We start from the raw sequence: 15,186 nt of genomic DNA on the forward strand, positions 1-15,186 counted from the left end.
TTAGTATGCCCCGCTTCAGGAACAATCCACATTTCTTACTCACCACCCGCGGCTTCATAGATTTGTTCTGCCATAGCGGTGGGAACAAGGTCATCCGCATCCCCATGGATTATGAATAAGGGATTCGTACGTGATCGACCACGGAAGCTTCTCCGAAGGTATATCCAAATCATATATTCGTAATGATACTCGTAACGTTTAATAGAGGAAATGCAGGTAAATTGTAGATGTGCTTCAATTGATGTAAGAGTTCTTCTTTGTCACTGCTATATGAACTATCTGCAATAATACCTTTCACCTCATTTTGCACCGCTTGAGAATAAAAATAGTCTCCTTAAAAAAGAGCGCTACTGTTATCAATACAAGTAAAATACCTGCGGTTAGTTTAATCTTTCTTTTCATTTGAAAACCCCTATTTGATAAACCTATATTCTACTATCTTTAGTATACGTATAAACGTTCTAGCATTCTATAAAAGAACTTCTGAGATTTCTTCATTCGTAGAACCTATTTCAAAGAGCCCATTGCACAATAGTCCTTTTTTATTCAAGTCACTCAAGAACTTTTTCAGCTTATACACTATACTAGATACATACTATTCAACTTGGATAATGGAAAATCTATCTCTTTTCATCTTTTACTTAAAGTGAATATATACAATGCTTATCAAATTGGTTGAAACTTCAGAAGGGGGAAAGACAATATGAAAGCAAACTATAATTTTTCCGTGAAAAACGACGTGAAGTCAGAATCACACTCGTGGGGACTCGTAATTTTTTTACTCATTATTTTTTGGCCGGTGGGGCTCTTTTTCCTTGTTAGAAAAATGAGCATAGATAGACAAGCCTCGTTATCTTCAGGCAGAAAAATGACTATTTGGGGCTGGGTAATTATAAGCATAGGGCTTATGTTTTGGCTATCGACTATAGAAGACGGCTTTTTTAGCGGTACATTTGGTATGTTGTTTTTTGTTATTGCTGGAGTTGCACTTGTACGTGTTGGTAAAAAAGCGACAATCAATGCTGTAAAACATAAAAAGTATATTGATTTGATTGTAAATAAAAGCTTGCGTTCCATTTCGTCGATTGCATCAGCCATTCCCGTTACACACGATATCGCGATAATCGATATTCAAGAAATGATTAAAAAAGGATACTTTGATAATATATATATTAATTTTAATACAGATGAAGTTGTGTTCATACAAGCAGATAGTGTTAACAACAATAGTGCGATAAATTCATTTTCGGATCGTAAAATTGAAATGCAGTTAGTATCGTGTAATGGTTGCGGAGCGAATAATAAAGTTGAAACAGGGGAAGTCGGTCAATGCCTTTATTGTGGCTCTTTGATTAGTAGATGATCCTATAAAAATACCGTTATATGCATATATGAATAATTTATGGGATGCCACTTGGAAAGAGTTGTTTTTATTCAAGATATGGGGAGCAAGTCTTTAATAGGAATGGGTTGAAATCGATGGCATTATCCAACATACCTTCATTCACATTTTTTTCTACACCACATTTTGTGTCATTAGGGATACTTTTACTGTTGTTAGTATTATTGTTTTCCTTTAGAAACAAATCTGGAGTTCAGTCTATGTATAGACAGCGGTTCGAACGTCTTTTTGCAATTTCATTATTGGCAATGGAAATCCTATATCATGTTTGGATGATAAACACTGGAAGATGGGATTTAAGTAATTCATTGCCGCTTGAATTATGCAGTATTAGTCTTGTATTTACGATACTTTTACTTTGGACAGGTAATCAGAAATTAATTGATTTCGTATTTTACGCCGGAATTGGAGGCGCATTACAAGCGGTTATTACACCTGTTTTAGATGTCGGTTTTCCACACTTCAGGTTTATCCATTTCTTTTATATACATACAGGAATTATTTTGACAGCCTTTTACTATCTTTGGATTAAAGAATACAGACCTACATTCAAAGGGGCTATCAGGACATTGGTTATATTAAACTTACTATTACCGTTAGTAGTTGTAGTAAATTTATTATTCGATGGAAATTACATGTTTTTGAAAAGCAAACCAAACAGTGATAGCTTGTTAGATTTCTTAGGCCCTTATCCCTTGTATATCTTATCACTTGAGGGCATTTCATTTTTAATGTTTTTCATATTGTGGCTGTTGTTCAGTGGGAAACACTGCACTTCAAAGTCTTGGAAATGATTGTTTAAATACCCTAACAAGAAATAGTCCAATCAAAATTCAGTATAAAAAGTGGTGTTGGAGGGGAAAGTAAACTCAGATGCATCATTAGATTATCAATGTGCAATTCAATCTAGCAAGAATCGAACGCTTTAACAGACTCGGATTCTCTTGCGAAAAGGATTGGGATAATAATATAAACAAGGCGTCGGAAATCAGTAACAGTTTCTGACAGCACTTAATAAATAGTGGAATGAAATTGTAGCTAGCGATATACTTGAATTGGACGAGCGACAAAATATATCTTACACTTAAGTAAATGAAGGAGAAAGCCCTACTGCTATATAGGCTTTGAAGAAAGGGCAAGATTGAACTGTCCATCCACATTTTAATCGAACGGAATTCTTCAACTTCTTTGCTGCCTACTTTAAGGATCAATTAGAAAATGCATTTTTCTATAAATAGTCAGTTTTTAAACAAAATGACGCTTTTCCGGAACTTGGAAAGCGTCACTTTTAATGGAATTAAGAATCGATTTAACCAATAACCTTAGTAATAATCAAATTACGCAAAATTGATGGTACTAACCTTGGAGAATGGAGATCAGTTCACTATGAAAATAAATCAGTTAATAGCAAACAATATCCATAAATTAGATGCAGAATTACCAGTAGATAAGTCGTTGGGAATTGCTGGGTTGTCTGGATCTGGAAAAACAACTTTTTGTCAAACAATTGGTGAAGAATCTAAGAAACGGTTGGTCTCCTTATTGCCAAAAGCCGAATATCAGTATTTATTCCCTGATATTATGAATACCAATTTCAGTGCTATAAAGATGGAAGAAATGCCTTTAGTACTATTTCTCGGAAAGTCGGCGATTTCTTCCAACCCTCGTTCTACAATTGGCACACATACAGGAGTATTTAAAGACATCCGTTCTGCTCTGGCTGATAAATTACAATTGTCTCCTGAAGTTTTTTCATTTAATAATGAGCTAGGCTGGTGTAAAGGTTGTAAAGGTCGTGGAACTACTAAAAATATTGAATGTAAAAAGTGTAAGGGGAAGCGCTATAATCCGGAAGTTGAGCAAAAAAGAATAGAATTATTGGATCAACCACATAGTATTTCCGATATCAACAACTTAAGCATTGAATCGATTCTTTCCCTTGGAGAAGAATTACATATTAGTGAAGCGAAACAACATATTCTTAAAAACATGATCAATATGAATATTGGTTACTTAACATTGAATCGTATTATGGGCACATTATCAGGGGGAGAATTAACACGATTATACTTGGCAGAATTCATGGCAACAAGTGAAAATACCGTGATTATAATTGATGAAATCTCCGTGGGTCTTGATCACAAAACACTACTCAAAATTTTAGAACAGGTTAAACAATTGGGCAATAAAAATCAGATTTGGCTCATTGACCATTCTGACTCGGTGCTCGACGCAACGGATGAGCAATTGTTCTTTGGACCGGGTAGTGGTAAATATGGCGGGAAAATTGTTGAAGAATCCCCACGTCCAAAACCAATCACTTGGGAACGAAATCAGGCAATGCCAACAGAAACCTATCAATTTCACGATCTTCACTGTCGTACTATTCAAATGGATGAAATTCAGATTCCCAAAAATAGACTTATTACTTTTACGGGTGAGTCTGGATGTGGTAAATCTACACTTGTTAATGAGTGTATGGCCAAAGATTTTCTGAAGCGATATCCAAAAGATAAACTCGTAATGGTTGGACAAAATCGAAACCAATCGATTACCAGTCGGTCAACCGTTGCGACATTTCTTGATATTAAACGGAGACTTGATAAATATAGTGAGGATATTGATGATGTTTTTGAGCGCTCGATTGAAGATATTATTGATGAACTGCCAAATGAAGACATCGCTCATAAACGCCTCGGCTTATTGATCAAACTAGGACTTGGTTATTTGACGTTGGAAAGAAAAACACAGTCCTTATCGACGGGTGAATTTCAATGTGTCCATCTAGTATCCGAGTTGTTTGGCAACACGAGAAACCCACATACGCTTTTTATTTTTGACGAACCTTCAAAAGGTCTATCACAAAATATTTTAAATCAATTCATTGATAGTATCCGGGTCATTCTGGAGGATGAATCTGTCACAATGATCATGATTGAACATAACTCGTATATGCTAGAGAACTCTGATTTTATCGTGGATTTTGGTGAAAGACAGCTTGCGCCTGTGGAGCATCTTGATGTTGTCAGTCATGATGAGTATTATCGCGGGCAAAACAGTACGGATCCGGTAGCTCCACTCCAAATTTTTTCAACACTTAAACAACAAAATGGGGTTAATTACTTAAAAGAAAATCAAATTGCCTATTATAGAAATGCAGAAAACATCTATAAGGGCGGCATTTTAAAAAGCTTATCGTCAATGGCTCGCTTGATTTATGGTGAATACGAGTCCGAAACAATTGCACCCGTCATCGCCATTGATTTAGAACGGCATTTGTATAGTCAATATAGTTTTCTCTATGAAATGGGCGGCTTGATCAATCATATTGTAGCAGCGCATCCGACCAATAAAAATACGAGTAGCTTCGATTTCTATTCTAAAGACAACCATTGTCCGTCCTGCTCGGGCCGTCGTCAGATTGAAAAGTTTGATATAGATGTTGTGATTCAAGACAAAAACGCTCCATTTTGGGATGGCTTACTACATTCAGATGTGATGGAGGTATTAAAATATTATCAATTTTCAAGATTGGAATTCATTTTTGATGAAATTAAGAATGAGCTCGGCCACGATATGAGCAAGAGCTATAATGAGATGACAGATGAAGAAAAGCATACCTTTTTATACGGGTATTTGGAAAAGTCGTTTTATGATAAAGAGGCCAAAACGCGGAGAACATGGCAAGGCTTTAATAGCATAATTGGGATGTATATGTCCATTTCGAAATCGAGTATTAAAGAGGATATGAAAGCATCTAAAGAGATGATTACTTGTCCGATTTGCGAAGGGTCTGTGTTAAACCATCATAAACAGCTCAAATTTGGCGATACAGATATTCGTGAGATAATAAACCAGACGCTTGATCAAGCATTGAAAACAGTAGGAGCGTTACCGGAACTAGTAAAATTGAAATCTATTGTTGGCGGAGATATGATTTTGACGGAAGATGTCTCATTACTGCCTAGGGAAACACAAGTTGCGCTGAAAATATTTGAACTCGAAATGGCAAGCTTTGTTGGTTATGAAGTGGTATTGCAAAATGCCTTACCATTTTGGGATCGAATTAGAGACAATATCAAATCCATCAGCACGAACAACCAGGTTACCATCTGTGATTTTGAGAATATCACTGAGACGAGAGAAACAATCATTGATAAGTATTTCACAAATGGAAAATACAAAAAACTAACGTATGTTTATGAAGCTTTTGGATTTAAAAAAATTGTTACCCAAATTAATAAGATTAAAAAAAGTCATCCATGTCCTTTCTGTAAAGGAAAGAAAGTCATTACAGAAGATAATCTCCATGATGGAGTAAATAAATTAACAATTCCATGTGTGAGCTGTAATGAAAGTGGCATCACTGATGAAGGACTTCTGGAAGTTGTCGAAGGCATAGCAGTTGAAACATGGCTCACTGGTAAAGTAAGTGATGTTGTTGAGAAAAACCTATATACAGAGGCTGTTGCTGGTATTCCAATCTTCAATCGTATTCGCGAGTTAAATAAGAGAGATATGATGGCGGTTTATCAATGTCTTGAGCAAAACAATTGAATATGATTAAATGAAAAATCGAACAAACTTCTAATGTGAAGTTTGTTCGGTTTTTAAATTGTATTGGGCTACTTATTATCTAGTTTACAGTTCCGTCGATTGAAAGGTATTCCATCATTTCCCTAATCGGTGAAATCTCCATAATGAAATCAATAGAACAACACCCGAGCCGATCATCAACTCACTGTAATCGTCTATTAAACGATAAACTTAGGTCGTGACTGCACCTAATGAAATAACTCCTGCGAATAAACGGTTTTGTAGCTTAACACGAAACCGACGTTGGAATAATGCTACTTGAATGGAAAACACGACCGACATCCAGACAATTCGCATGATTCGATAATTAGCAGGGCGTTTCATAGATAACGCTTCTCCCTGTGGAAAACAAAGTTGATTAGTTCGGTTTCATCTCTTTCAGGCCATATTTCATTGCGGCAACTGCACTTATTCCATTCAAAATAATAGCAATAGCTAATAATGGCCACTTAATTTTTTCAGGAAAATCAAGTACGATTGCTAATACTAAAAATGTACAACCAATTGCCAGCATTAATATATAAATAAATAACTTCTTAAACAAAGCTCGTTCACCCCTATTAGTTTCTACCCTTATTCTAGCATGAAAAAGCATATGAACTTAGCATTAAGCTAATGTATCCGCCTAATAACCTAGGGTGTCACCTGAACTAGAAAGATCGAAAAGTGTCCGGTGTACTCAGATAGAAATTTTATATTAATATGGGCAGACTATTAGAAAAGGGGAGTGGATTAACAAAATGCAAAATGAACTTGTTAATGAATATATTCGAATCCAAAAAGCTATGTTAGCAAAGGTGAGCTTGAAAAATAATTTTAAAACTGAAGAAATCAAACGAATTGCGGGGGTGGATTTGGCGTATTGGGAGAAAGAAGGCATTCAATATGGAGTTTGTTGCATCGTTGTAATTGATTACATAACAAAAGAGGTGATTGACCAATCCACTAGTAACGGAAAAATCACAGTACCATATATCCCTGGATTTCTTGCATTTCGAGAATTACCTTTAGTATTGGAAGCTGTTAAAAAGTTAACAGTGGATCCTACCCTTTATATGTTTGATGGAAATGGCTACTTACACTATCGACATATGGGACTTGCAACACACGCTTCATTTTACTTAAATAAACCAACTATTGGTGTAGCGAAAAATTATCTTAAAATCGAAAATGCAACTTTTACGATACCGGAAAAAGAATCCGGAGCTTTTACAGATATTCGAATTGGACGGGACATTTATGGAAGGGCTTTACGAACGGTGAAAGATGTAAAACCTATATTTGTGTCCAGTGGTAATTGGATAGATTTAGCTACAAGTACTGAAGTAGTGATGACCTGTGTAAATGAGAAAAGTCGTCTTCCAATTCCAGTGAGATTAGCGGATATAGAAACACGTTTGGTTAGAAGAGACTTAATATCTAAATAAAAATGTCTTGTATTGAAGAAGTAATTGATGTTATGGATTCTAATCCCAACCAAATATATAATTGTTTCTTAACAGCCAAGCGAAGTCGATAACAATTTTTTTGTAGGAAATAATTACAAACTAAAAATAAAGGAATTGTTTTCATTGACAATATACTGGTGGGGGTATATATTTAATGAAGCACAAACTAACAAAAGCACGAATTCAGTTTGTATATACAATCTAATGATGATGAGAAATTATTTTTTTTGGTAATTAAAATACCCGTATAGGTATATGCGAGGAGATAGAGAATTGGAAAAGAAAAGAACAACAATAGTATTATTCAGTGGGGATTATGATAAGGCAATGGCTGCATATATTATCGCAAATGGAGCAGCGGCCTATGATCATGAAGTAACGATATTTCATACGTTTTGGGGGATTAATGCGCTCCGAAAACAAGGGTTTGTACCAGTTAAGAAAGGACTCCTAGAAAAAATGTTCGGATGGATGATGCCACGCGGTGCAGAAAAGTTGGGTCTGTCAAAAATGCAAATGGCAGGTATGGGTCCTAAAATGATTAAACATGTTATGAAAAAACATAATGCATTAACATTAACCCAACTAATTGAAATGGCACAGGAACAAGAGATTAAAATGGTTTCGTGTACGATGACAATGGATCTTCTTGGGTTACAACAGGATGAGTTGTTAGATGGAATAGAGTACGCAGGTGTTGCGGCTTATTTAGCAGATGCGCAGCATGGTAATGTGAATTTGTTCATTTAAAAAGCAGTTTGTATCGATATTATAAATTCTTAGTAGAATAAGTGAATCGGAAGGATGAGAGACATGAATGAAATTACAGTTCAAGAAGTTGTAGCAAAAATAGCAAATAATGAAGTATTAAATATGATTGACGTACGTGAAGCAGAAGAGGTCCGCGAAGGGCATATTAATGGAATCGTCAATATACCACTAGGGTTACTTGAGTTTCGTATGAATGAACTAGATAAAAACAAGGAATATATTATTGTCTGTCGTTCAGGTGGACGCAGCGGTCAAGCGACAGCTTTTTTACAAGAATGGGGCTTTGCCGTTACAAACATGACAGGTGGAATGATGGCTTGGGAAGAAGAGCGAAACAAAAAAATCAATTAAAGTATACCTTTTATGGTATAAGGAGGATTTCATATGGCGATTAAAGCAGATGTAAAATTAGATGCAAAGGGATTAGCATGTCCAATGCCAATCATAAAAACGAAAAAGGTAATGAGCACACTCATGGATGGCCAGGTTTTGGAGGTTACTGCTACTGACAAAGGTTCTAAAGCAGACTTGGCAGCATGGTCTGAATCTGTTGGACATCAATATATAGGAACGATAGAGCAAGACGATGTGTTAACACATTATATTCGAAAATGTTCGGATGATGATTTTGCTGAAAAAATATTTGAACAAACGATTTCCAATGAAGAAATCATTGAACGTGCAAGCAATGGCGGTCTAATTTTGGATGTCCGAGAGGAAGCCGAATTCGCATTTGGTCATATAGCGGGTGCAAAATCGATTCCAATGGGCGATTTAGACGCTCGCTTGAATGAATTAGATAAAGATCAAGAAGTGTATATAGTTTGTCGTACGGGAAAACGTAGTGATTTAGCTGCTAAAAAATTAGACAATAATGGTTTTACAAACGTATTTAATGTTTTACCTGGGATGACAAGTTGGTCTGGAGAATTAGTGAAGAAAGTCTAAGAGTAAGAATGGATAGTGAAGGGGTGTATGGACTCTTTCGCTATATATAAACGAAAAATAATACTGGTGGGGGTAATATAGAGTGGCAATTACAAAGTGGACAGCAAAAGATGTAGCTCGGAAAGTAATTGATAATAAAGAACTATTCATTTTAGATGTACGAAATAGTGATGCATTTATTGATTGGAAAATTGATGGCCAAAAATTTAAATACTTGAATATTCCCTACTTTGATTTATTAGATGGAGTAGAAGAAATTCTTACAGAAGTTCCAACAGATAAAGATATTCTTGTTGTGTGTGCAAAAGAAGGCTCCTCTATTATGATTGCGGAAATGCTAGCGGAAGAAGGACTTAAAGCGGGTTACTTAGTGGGAGGAATGAAGTCTTGGAGTACGTACCTTGAACCCATTAAAGTAGGTGAAATAGCAAATGGTGGTGAGCTTTATCAGTTCGTACGTTTGGGAAAAGGTTGTCTTTCGTATATGGTCATCTCTGGGGGAGAAGCCGCTATCATCGATGCGGTTCGATTTACAGATGTATTTATAAACTTTGCGTCTGAGAAAAACGTTACAATTACTCATGTTTTTGATACACATTTACATGCAGACCATATTTCAGGCGGTCGTCATATCGCTGAGTTGACTGGTGCAACATATTATTTACCCCCTAAAGATGCGGAAGAAGTTGTATTTGACTATACCGCACTTGATGATGGCTTAAAGATACAAATTGGTTCTTCTAATATTGATGTTGATGCATTGTATTCTCCTGGTCACACAATAGGTTCAACTTCATTCATTGTCGATGGAAGATACTTACTGACTGGTGATATTCTATTCATCGATTCAATTGGTCGCCCTGATTTAGCAGGTCTAGCAGAGGACTGGGTTGTAGATTTACGAAAAACTTTGTACAGTCGTTATCGTGATTTGGCGGACGATCTACTCGTTTTACCAGCACACTTCATGATTATTGAAGAGCTGAATGCTGATGGAACAGTAGCTAAACGCTTGGGGGATTTATTTGCTTTTAATCACGGATTAAACATTCAGGATGAAGAGCTATTCCGTAATTTGGTTACAGATAATTTACCACCACAACCAAATGCCTATCAAGAAATTCGTCAGGTAAATATGGGAAGAATAACACCGAATAACGATGTACAAACAGAGATGGAAATTGGTCCGAATAGATGTAGCGTTCGGTAATGAAATCTTAGATTATAGAACTCTTTATAAAAAAACAACTTACGAAATGGAGATATTATAATGAATTCAACTAACGTATTAGATGCAAAAGGGTTGGCGTGTCCAATGCCAATCGTTCGTACAAAGAAAGCTATAAATTCAATCGAAACAGGTGAAGTATTAGAAGTGCATGTAACTGACAAAGGTGCCGCTGTAGATTTTCCAGCATGGGCAAATGCAAGTGGACATGAAATTCTAGAGCAAACTGATGATGCAGGGGTACTTAAGATATTTATCAAAAAAGGATAATCGATTTGGCTAATAAATGATCATCGAAACTAGTCATCTTGAATAGGAAGAAGGAAGACATATGGATCTAACCTTTATCATCGTCATTTTTTTAATTGGATTTATCGGCTCCTTTATATCTGGGATGTTAGGTGTCGGTGGGTCAATTATTAAATACCCTATGCTTCTTTATATCCCTCCCTTATTAGGGGTAGCTGCATTTACAGCACATGAAGTATCTGGTATTAGCGCTGTCCAAGTATTATTTGCTTCGCTAGCAGGTGTCTGGGCTTACCGAAAAGGCGGCTATTTACACAAATCACTTATCATTTATATGGGAGCTTCAATTTTAGTCGGGAGCTTTATAGGTAGTCTGGGTTCTTCTTTATTATCAGAAACAGCAATAAATGTTGTGTATGGTGCATTGGCAACTATTGCAGCAATTATGATGTTTTTACCGAAAAAGCAAATTGACGATAAACTGATGCATGAAGTAACATTTAACAAACCCTTAGCAGCTATTTTAGCGCTTATTGTAGGGATTGGCTCAGGCATTGTCGGTGCTGCAGGTGGTTTTATACTTGTACCTATTATGCTTGTCGTCCTAAAAATCCCAACCCGAATGACAATCGCATCGAGTCTAGCTGTGACGTTTATATCTTCAATTGGTGGAAGTGTAGGAAAAGTTATGACAGGGCAAGTAGATTACTGGCCAGCGTTCATCATGATCATCGCAAGTATCATTGCTGCTCCATTAGGTGCAAAAGTAGGGAAAACGATAAATACAAAAATTTTACAGGGATTTTTAGCTGTTCTGATTTTACTCACGGCTATTAAGATTTGGGTAGATTTACTTTGATAGAATCTAAATGATAACGTAAAAAAGACATTGTCCTAGGGCAATGTCTTTTTTGTTGTGCGCCCTGCATGGGCGAATACTCGGTGGTGAAAGTCCACTACAGGCTTGGCAGTAGGAACTGTTAGCGAAAGACAAGGTGGCTATCGTGAGGTAGTGGCTGAAGGAAGTCGGACGCAAACTCCTGAACTGACGAACAGAAACTAGATATAAGGCTGAATTAGGTCGGATGAGGTTGCAACACAAACTGAAGTCCAATACTGCCCGAAACCTATACAGTAAATCTAGCGGTTACATGGGAGGAAAGTATTCGCCCTTACCAGGGGAGGTCTTACGAGGGCACAGTGCAAGTTGAATGATAACGAACCAGTGCAATCCTCATGGTGACATGAAGATGAATCGTAAGAAGTCAGCAGAGGTCATAGTAGCGTTCGCTGACAGAACGTGAAGGACTGAACAATAATAATTTTGAGGAACAAGGAGGTATGGGATTTGCGACAAACGCAGAAAACAGGGAAACTTGGCTACCGTCGGAGAGATAATGTGGAACATGAAGGGTATGACGGAGTGCATAGTGAATTCCATGGTGAATTGAATAATCAAAATGGTGTAAATCTGTTTGAGAAAATTCTTTCAAGGAATAATCTTAATCTAGCTTACCTCCAAGTTGTCAGAAACAAGGGGGCCGCAGGCGTAGACGGTATGACTTACGACCAGCTACTTCCACACTTGAAGGAGCACAGGGAAGAATTACTAACAAAATTACACAACGGAACATACAACCCACAACCTGTGTTGCGGTTTGAAATTCCGAAACTAGATGGCGGTGTAAGAAAATTAGGGATTCCAACTGTCATTGACCGGATGATTCAACAAGCAATCAATCAAGTCTTACAACCAATTTTTGACCCCACGTTCTCCGATAATAGCTTTGGGTTTCGTCCAAAGCGTAGTGCACATCAAGCTATCATACGAGCGAAGTCGTACTACGAACAAGGATACAAATACGTTGTAGACATGGATATGAAAGCTTATTTTGACACAGTGAACCACGATAAACTCATGTACTACATTGAGAAAAAGGTACAAGATAAGCGTGTTCTACGTCTTATTCGCCAATATCTCAAAAGTGGTATTATGATAAACGGTTTAATCAAAGCATCCGAAGAAGGAACCCCGCAAGGTGGTTTATGCAAAGTAGATGATTATGCAAAGAAACCATATATAACCTAGTATTCACGGGATTCAAGGTTGATTTACTTTGCATAATTAATTCTGTAGTTAGTTGTCATCCTGCCTTTCAAAACTAGAAAAGCACTATAATCAGAACTAATACGAACTAATATAAAGAATTCGAATATACTTTCGAGATTGTTTAAGTAGAAAGTAAAAAATATTATGCAAAGTAAACAGAGGCTATATCCCATAGTAATAGGTTTTATGACTGTTTACTTAGCATAATTACTTACTTTGCATAAGGGGGAAACTTATCGCCATTATTGAGTAATATTTACTTGAATGAATTCGATAAACTTCTCACAACACGTGGGCACAAATTCGTCCGTTACGCTGATGACTGCAATATCTACGTTAAAAGTAGACGTGCAGGTTATCGAGTGATGGAGAGTTCAATCAATTTCCTTGAAGGTAAACTGAAATTAACCGTGAATCATGAGAAAAGTGCGGTAGGAAGTCCACTGAAACGAAAGTTTCTAGGATTCTGCATATTGCCAACTAGAAACGGTGTCAAAATTCGACCACATCAAAAAGCGAAATCTACTGTGAAGCAAAAGTTGAAGAAAATAACAAAGCGGAACAGAGGAAGAAGCATTGAAGTCCTATTCAAGCAAATCAAGCAACTAATGACAGGGTGGATAAACTATTATGGCATTGGTGAAATGAAAAGCTTAATGAATGAACTAAACGGTTGGTTGAAACGGCGAATCAGACAATACATTTGGAAACAATGGAAAAACCCACGAACCAAACGTAAAAATCTTATTCAACTAGGTATCGAAAAGCAGAAGGCTTATGAATGGTCAAATACCCGAAAGGGTTACTGGAGGATTTCCTCTAGTTTTATCCTTCATAAGTCTTTAACAGACGAAAAACTGGCACAACTCGGATATATGGATATATCCGCGAAGTACCAGCTTGTACACTCAAATTATTGAACCGCCGTATACGGATCCGTACGTACGGTGGTGTGAGAGGGTCGAACGAATCAAATTTCCGATTCGTTCACTCTACTCAATTATATTGAAAGGTAAGGTGACCGGTTATAGTGCTGATTTAAGTTGTTTATTGGATTCTTTCGGAAATTTGTTGAGACTGTCCTCGTTTGCTTTTTTGGGTAGACAGTGAGAGAGAAATCGTCGCACAGACAAAAGCTATAATGACAATGAAGCCACCAACTACCGGCATACTTGTAACGCTACCTGTCTGGCTAAATGCGACACCACCGACACCTGAACCAAGTGCAATTCCGACTTGTAACGCGGAATTATTAAAACTTTGATGAATATCAGATGAAGCTGGATCTGTTTGAATAATGTAATCTTGCTGTGCAGGTGCAAGTGCCCAACTGAGTGCCCCCCAAATCATCATAACAACAATGAAGATTGGTAATGAAAATGTTGAGTAGGGCAATACAAACAAGCTGATTGAAAATAATCCTAATATTAGTAAGATGCTTTTTTGAGAACCAATGTGTGTTGCGAAACTACCACCGAGTGCTCCTCCAGCAACCGCAGCAATTCCAAACAGGAAATAAAATGCGCTAATCCAGGAAGAACTGAGGTTCATAGTTGTTTCTAGAAACGGTGTGAAATATGCATACACTGTATAATGACCAGCTAACATAAACATTGTTGCTAAGTGCGCAAAGACAATTTTTATATTGGCCAAGGATTTAAGTTGCACAGAAAGTGGCTGCACTTCACCAATCGGAATTTTATCGAAAAACTTACTCATCAATAAAATGGTACCAATCGTAAGAATTGCAATACAAAGAAAAACTGTTCTCCATCCGAATGCATTTGTAATTACAATGCCTATTGGCACGCCAAGTACGAGCGAAGAACTGATTCCCATATAAATATAACCTAAGGCTTTTGCCCGCTGACTTGGCTTTGCGATTCGAGCTGTAATTGTTAATGAAAGAACGATGATTAATGCCGCACTTACTGCAGTCAATACCCGAGCAGTCATCATCAACGCGAAAGTTGTACTGAAATACGTGAAGACATTACCAAAGAAAAACACTGTTAATGTTATTAAATAGAGCTTCTTACGTTCTATTTTAGCTGTGAGTGACAACAATAAGGGCCCCGCAATAGCATAGACCAATGCGAAAATCGTAATGAGTTGACCAGCAGTTGCAATCGATACTTGTAAATCTTCAGCAATCACTGGCAATATTCCACCTACGACCAATTCTACCAAACCTACTGTAATTGCAGAAATGGCTAATAAAAATATACGAATGTCCAAATAAGTTCCTCCTACCAGGGGATACTCCCTTTTTTTCCATGCAAAAATCCCGATTACAAAAATGCTTTTGTAATCAGGATTTAACGGTTCCTGGTAGAGACCCTCGAACCATATTATCGAGGTTATACAGATTGATTCTTATAATGATATTTTTCCTACTCATTAATCTATCATGAAAGACCAATGATGACAAGGA

General features: G+C 36.9%; 15 protein-coding genes, 1 pseudogene and 1 riboswitch. Of the genes and pseudogenes, 13 read left to right on the forward strand and 3 right to left on the reverse strand.

Features of this window, described 5'->3' with window-relative positions; translation table 11 throughout:
- Positions 1–703 precede the first annotated feature (703 nt).
- From ACP8HH_RS08685 to ACP8HH_RS08695, 3 genes are all read left to right on the forward strand, one after another.
- A complete protein-coding gene (locus ACP8HH_RS08685; protein ID WP_438318709.1) occupies positions 704–1,363 on the forward strand; it encodes a hypothetical protein in 660 nt (219 codons plus the stop codon).
- 116 nt (positions 1,364–1,479) lie between these two features.
- Positions 1,480–2,196: a YwaF family protein gene (locus ACP8HH_RS08690; RefSeq protein ID WP_438318712.1), complete on the forward strand. Its 717-nt coding sequence runs from the start codon at positions 1,480–1,482 to the stop codon at positions 2,194–2,196.
- A gap of 592 nt (positions 2,197–2,788) precedes the next feature.
- Positions 2,789–5,959, forward strand: a complete 3,171-nt coding sequence (locus ACP8HH_RS08695) for an ATP-binding cassette domain-containing protein (RefSeq protein ID WP_438318715.1) — start codon at positions 2,789–2,791, stop codon at positions 5,957–5,959.
- Positions 5,960–6,169: 210 nt separating this feature from the next.
- On the opposite strand, the gene ACP8HH_RS08700 is transcribed toward ACP8HH_RS08695, so the two are convergent.
- The gene (locus ACP8HH_RS08700; RefSeq protein ID WP_438318718.1) at positions 6,170–6,322 is read right to left on the reverse strand and encodes a hypothetical protein; all 153 of its coding nucleotides are present in this window, start codon (positions 6,320–6,322) and stop codon (positions 6,170–6,172) included.
- A 34-nt stretch (positions 6,323–6,356) separates the two neighbouring features.
- Positions 6,357–6,542: a hypothetical protein gene (locus ACP8HH_RS08705; protein ID WP_438318721.1), complete on the reverse strand. Its 186-nt coding sequence runs from the start codon at positions 6,540–6,542 to the stop codon at positions 6,357–6,359.
- A gap of 196 nt (positions 6,543–6,738) precedes the next feature.
- On the opposite strand from ACP8HH_RS08705, the gene ACP8HH_RS08710 reads away from it, so the two are divergent.
- The 10 genes and pseudogenes from ACP8HH_RS08710 to ACP8HH_RS08755 all read left to right on the forward strand — a co-directional run bounded on the left by ACP8HH_RS08710 (position 6,739) and on the right by ACP8HH_RS08755 (position 13,672).
- Positions 6,739–7,425: an endonuclease V gene (locus tag ACP8HH_RS08710; RefSeq protein ID WP_438318724.1), complete on the forward strand. Its 687-nt coding sequence runs from the start codon at positions 6,739–6,741 to the stop codon at positions 7,423–7,425.
- 276 nt (positions 7,426–7,701) lie between these two features.
- On the forward strand, positions 7,702–8,196 hold the full coding sequence (locus ACP8HH_RS08715; protein WP_438318727.1) for a DsrE/DsrF/DrsH-like family protein: 495 nt from the start codon (positions 7,702–7,704) through the stop codon (positions 8,194–8,196).
- A gap of 63 nt (positions 8,197–8,259) precedes the next feature.
- Positions 8,260–8,568, forward strand: coding sequence for a rhodanese-like domain-containing protein (locus ACP8HH_RS08720; protein WP_438318730.1), 309 nt, complete (start codon positions 8,260–8,262; stop codon positions 8,566–8,568).
- Positions 8,569–8,601: 33 nt separating this feature from the next.
- The gene (locus ACP8HH_RS08725) at positions 8,602–9,165 is read left to right on the forward strand and encodes a sulfurtransferase TusA family protein (RefSeq protein ID WP_438318733.1); all 564 of its coding nucleotides are present in this window, start codon (positions 8,602–8,604) and stop codon (positions 9,163–9,165) included.
- Positions 9,166–9,247: 82 nt separating this feature from the next.
- On the forward strand, positions 9,248–10,375 hold the full coding sequence (locus ACP8HH_RS08730; protein WP_438318736.1) for an MBL fold metallo-hydrolase: 1,128 nt from the start codon (positions 9,248–9,250) through the stop codon (positions 10,373–10,375).
- A 60-nt stretch (positions 10,376–10,435) separates the two neighbouring features.
- Positions 10,436–10,663 (forward strand): sulfurtransferase TusA family protein, encoded by a 228-nt coding sequence (locus ACP8HH_RS08735; RefSeq protein ID WP_438318740.1) that lies wholly within the window; start codon positions 10,436–10,438, stop codon positions 10,661–10,663.
- A gap of 61 nt (positions 10,664–10,724) precedes the next feature.
- Positions 10,725–11,501, forward strand: coding sequence for a sulfite exporter TauE/SafE family protein (locus tag ACP8HH_RS08740; RefSeq protein ID WP_438318743.1), 777 nt, complete (start codon positions 10,725–10,727; stop codon positions 11,499–11,501).
- A gap of 489 nt (positions 11,502–11,990) precedes the next feature.
- Positions 11,991–12,731, forward strand: coding sequence for a reverse transcriptase domain-containing protein (locus ACP8HH_RS08745; protein ID WP_438318746.1), 741 nt, complete (start codon positions 11,991–11,993; stop codon positions 12,729–12,731).
- Positions 12,732–12,988: 257 nt separating this feature from the next.
- A pseudogene (locus ACP8HH_RS08750) lies at positions 12,989–13,207 on the forward strand (reverse transcriptase domain-containing protein); the annotation flags it as partial.
- Between the two features lie 72 nt (positions 13,208–13,279).
- Positions 13,280–13,672 (forward strand): group II intron maturase-specific domain-containing protein, encoded by a 393-nt coding sequence (locus ACP8HH_RS08755; RefSeq protein ID WP_438319087.1) that lies wholly within the window; start codon positions 13,280–13,282, stop codon positions 13,670–13,672.
- A gap of 127 nt (positions 13,673–13,799) precedes the next feature.
- Here ACP8HH_RS08755 and ACP8HH_RS08760 read toward each other — a convergent pair whose 3' ends face one another.
- Positions 13,800–14,990, reverse strand: coding sequence for an MFS transporter (locus tag ACP8HH_RS08760; protein ID WP_438318749.1), 1,191 nt, complete (start codon positions 14,988–14,990; stop codon positions 13,800–13,802).
- 50 nt (positions 14,991–15,040) lie between these two features.
- Positions 15,041–15,140: riboswitch (purine riboswitch) on the reverse strand.
- Between the last annotated feature and the right edge of the window lie 46 nt (positions 15,141–15,186).

Origin of the sequence: Sporosarcina sp. FA9 (assembly GCF_051550205.1) — a bacterium.
Classification (GTDB): domain Bacteria; phylum Bacillota; class Bacilli; order Bacillales_A; family Planococcaceae; genus Sporosarcina.

Coding starts and splice junctions, on each gene's coding strand:
- ACP8HH_RS08685 (WP_438318709.1), top strand. CDS start 704: ATGAAAGCAAACTATAATTTTTCCGTGAAAAACGACGTGAAGTCAGAA.
- ACP8HH_RS08690 (WP_438318712.1), top strand. CDS start 1,480: ATGGCATTATCCAACATACCTTCATTCACATTTTTTTCTACACCACAT.
- ACP8HH_RS08695 (WP_438318715.1), top strand. CDS start 2,789: ATGAAAATAAATCAGTTAATAGCAAACAATATCCATAAATTAGATGCA.
- ACP8HH_RS08700 (WP_438318718.1), bottom strand. CDS start 6,322: ATGAAACGCCCTGCTAATTATCGAATCATGCGAATTGTCTGGATGTCG.
- ACP8HH_RS08710 (WP_438318724.1), top strand. CDS start 6,739: ATGCAAAATGAACTTGTTAATGAATATATTCGAATCCAAAAAGCTATG.
- ACP8HH_RS08715 (WP_438318727.1), top strand. CDS start 7,702: ATGCGAGGAGATAGAGAATTGGAAAAGAAAAGAACAACAATAGTATTA.
- ACP8HH_RS08720 (WP_438318730.1), top strand. CDS start 8,260: ATGAATGAAATTACAGTTCAAGAAGTTGTAGCAAAAATAGCAAATAAT.
- ACP8HH_RS08725 (WP_438318733.1), top strand. CDS start 8,602: ATGGCGATTAAAGCAGATGTAAAATTAGATGCAAAGGGATTAGCATGT.
- ACP8HH_RS08735 (WP_438318740.1), top strand. CDS start 10,436: ATGAATTCAACTAACGTATTAGATGCAAAAGGGTTGGCGTGTCCAATG.
- ACP8HH_RS08740 (WP_438318743.1), top strand. CDS start 10,725: ATGGATCTAACCTTTATCATCGTCATTTTTTTAATTGGATTTATCGGC.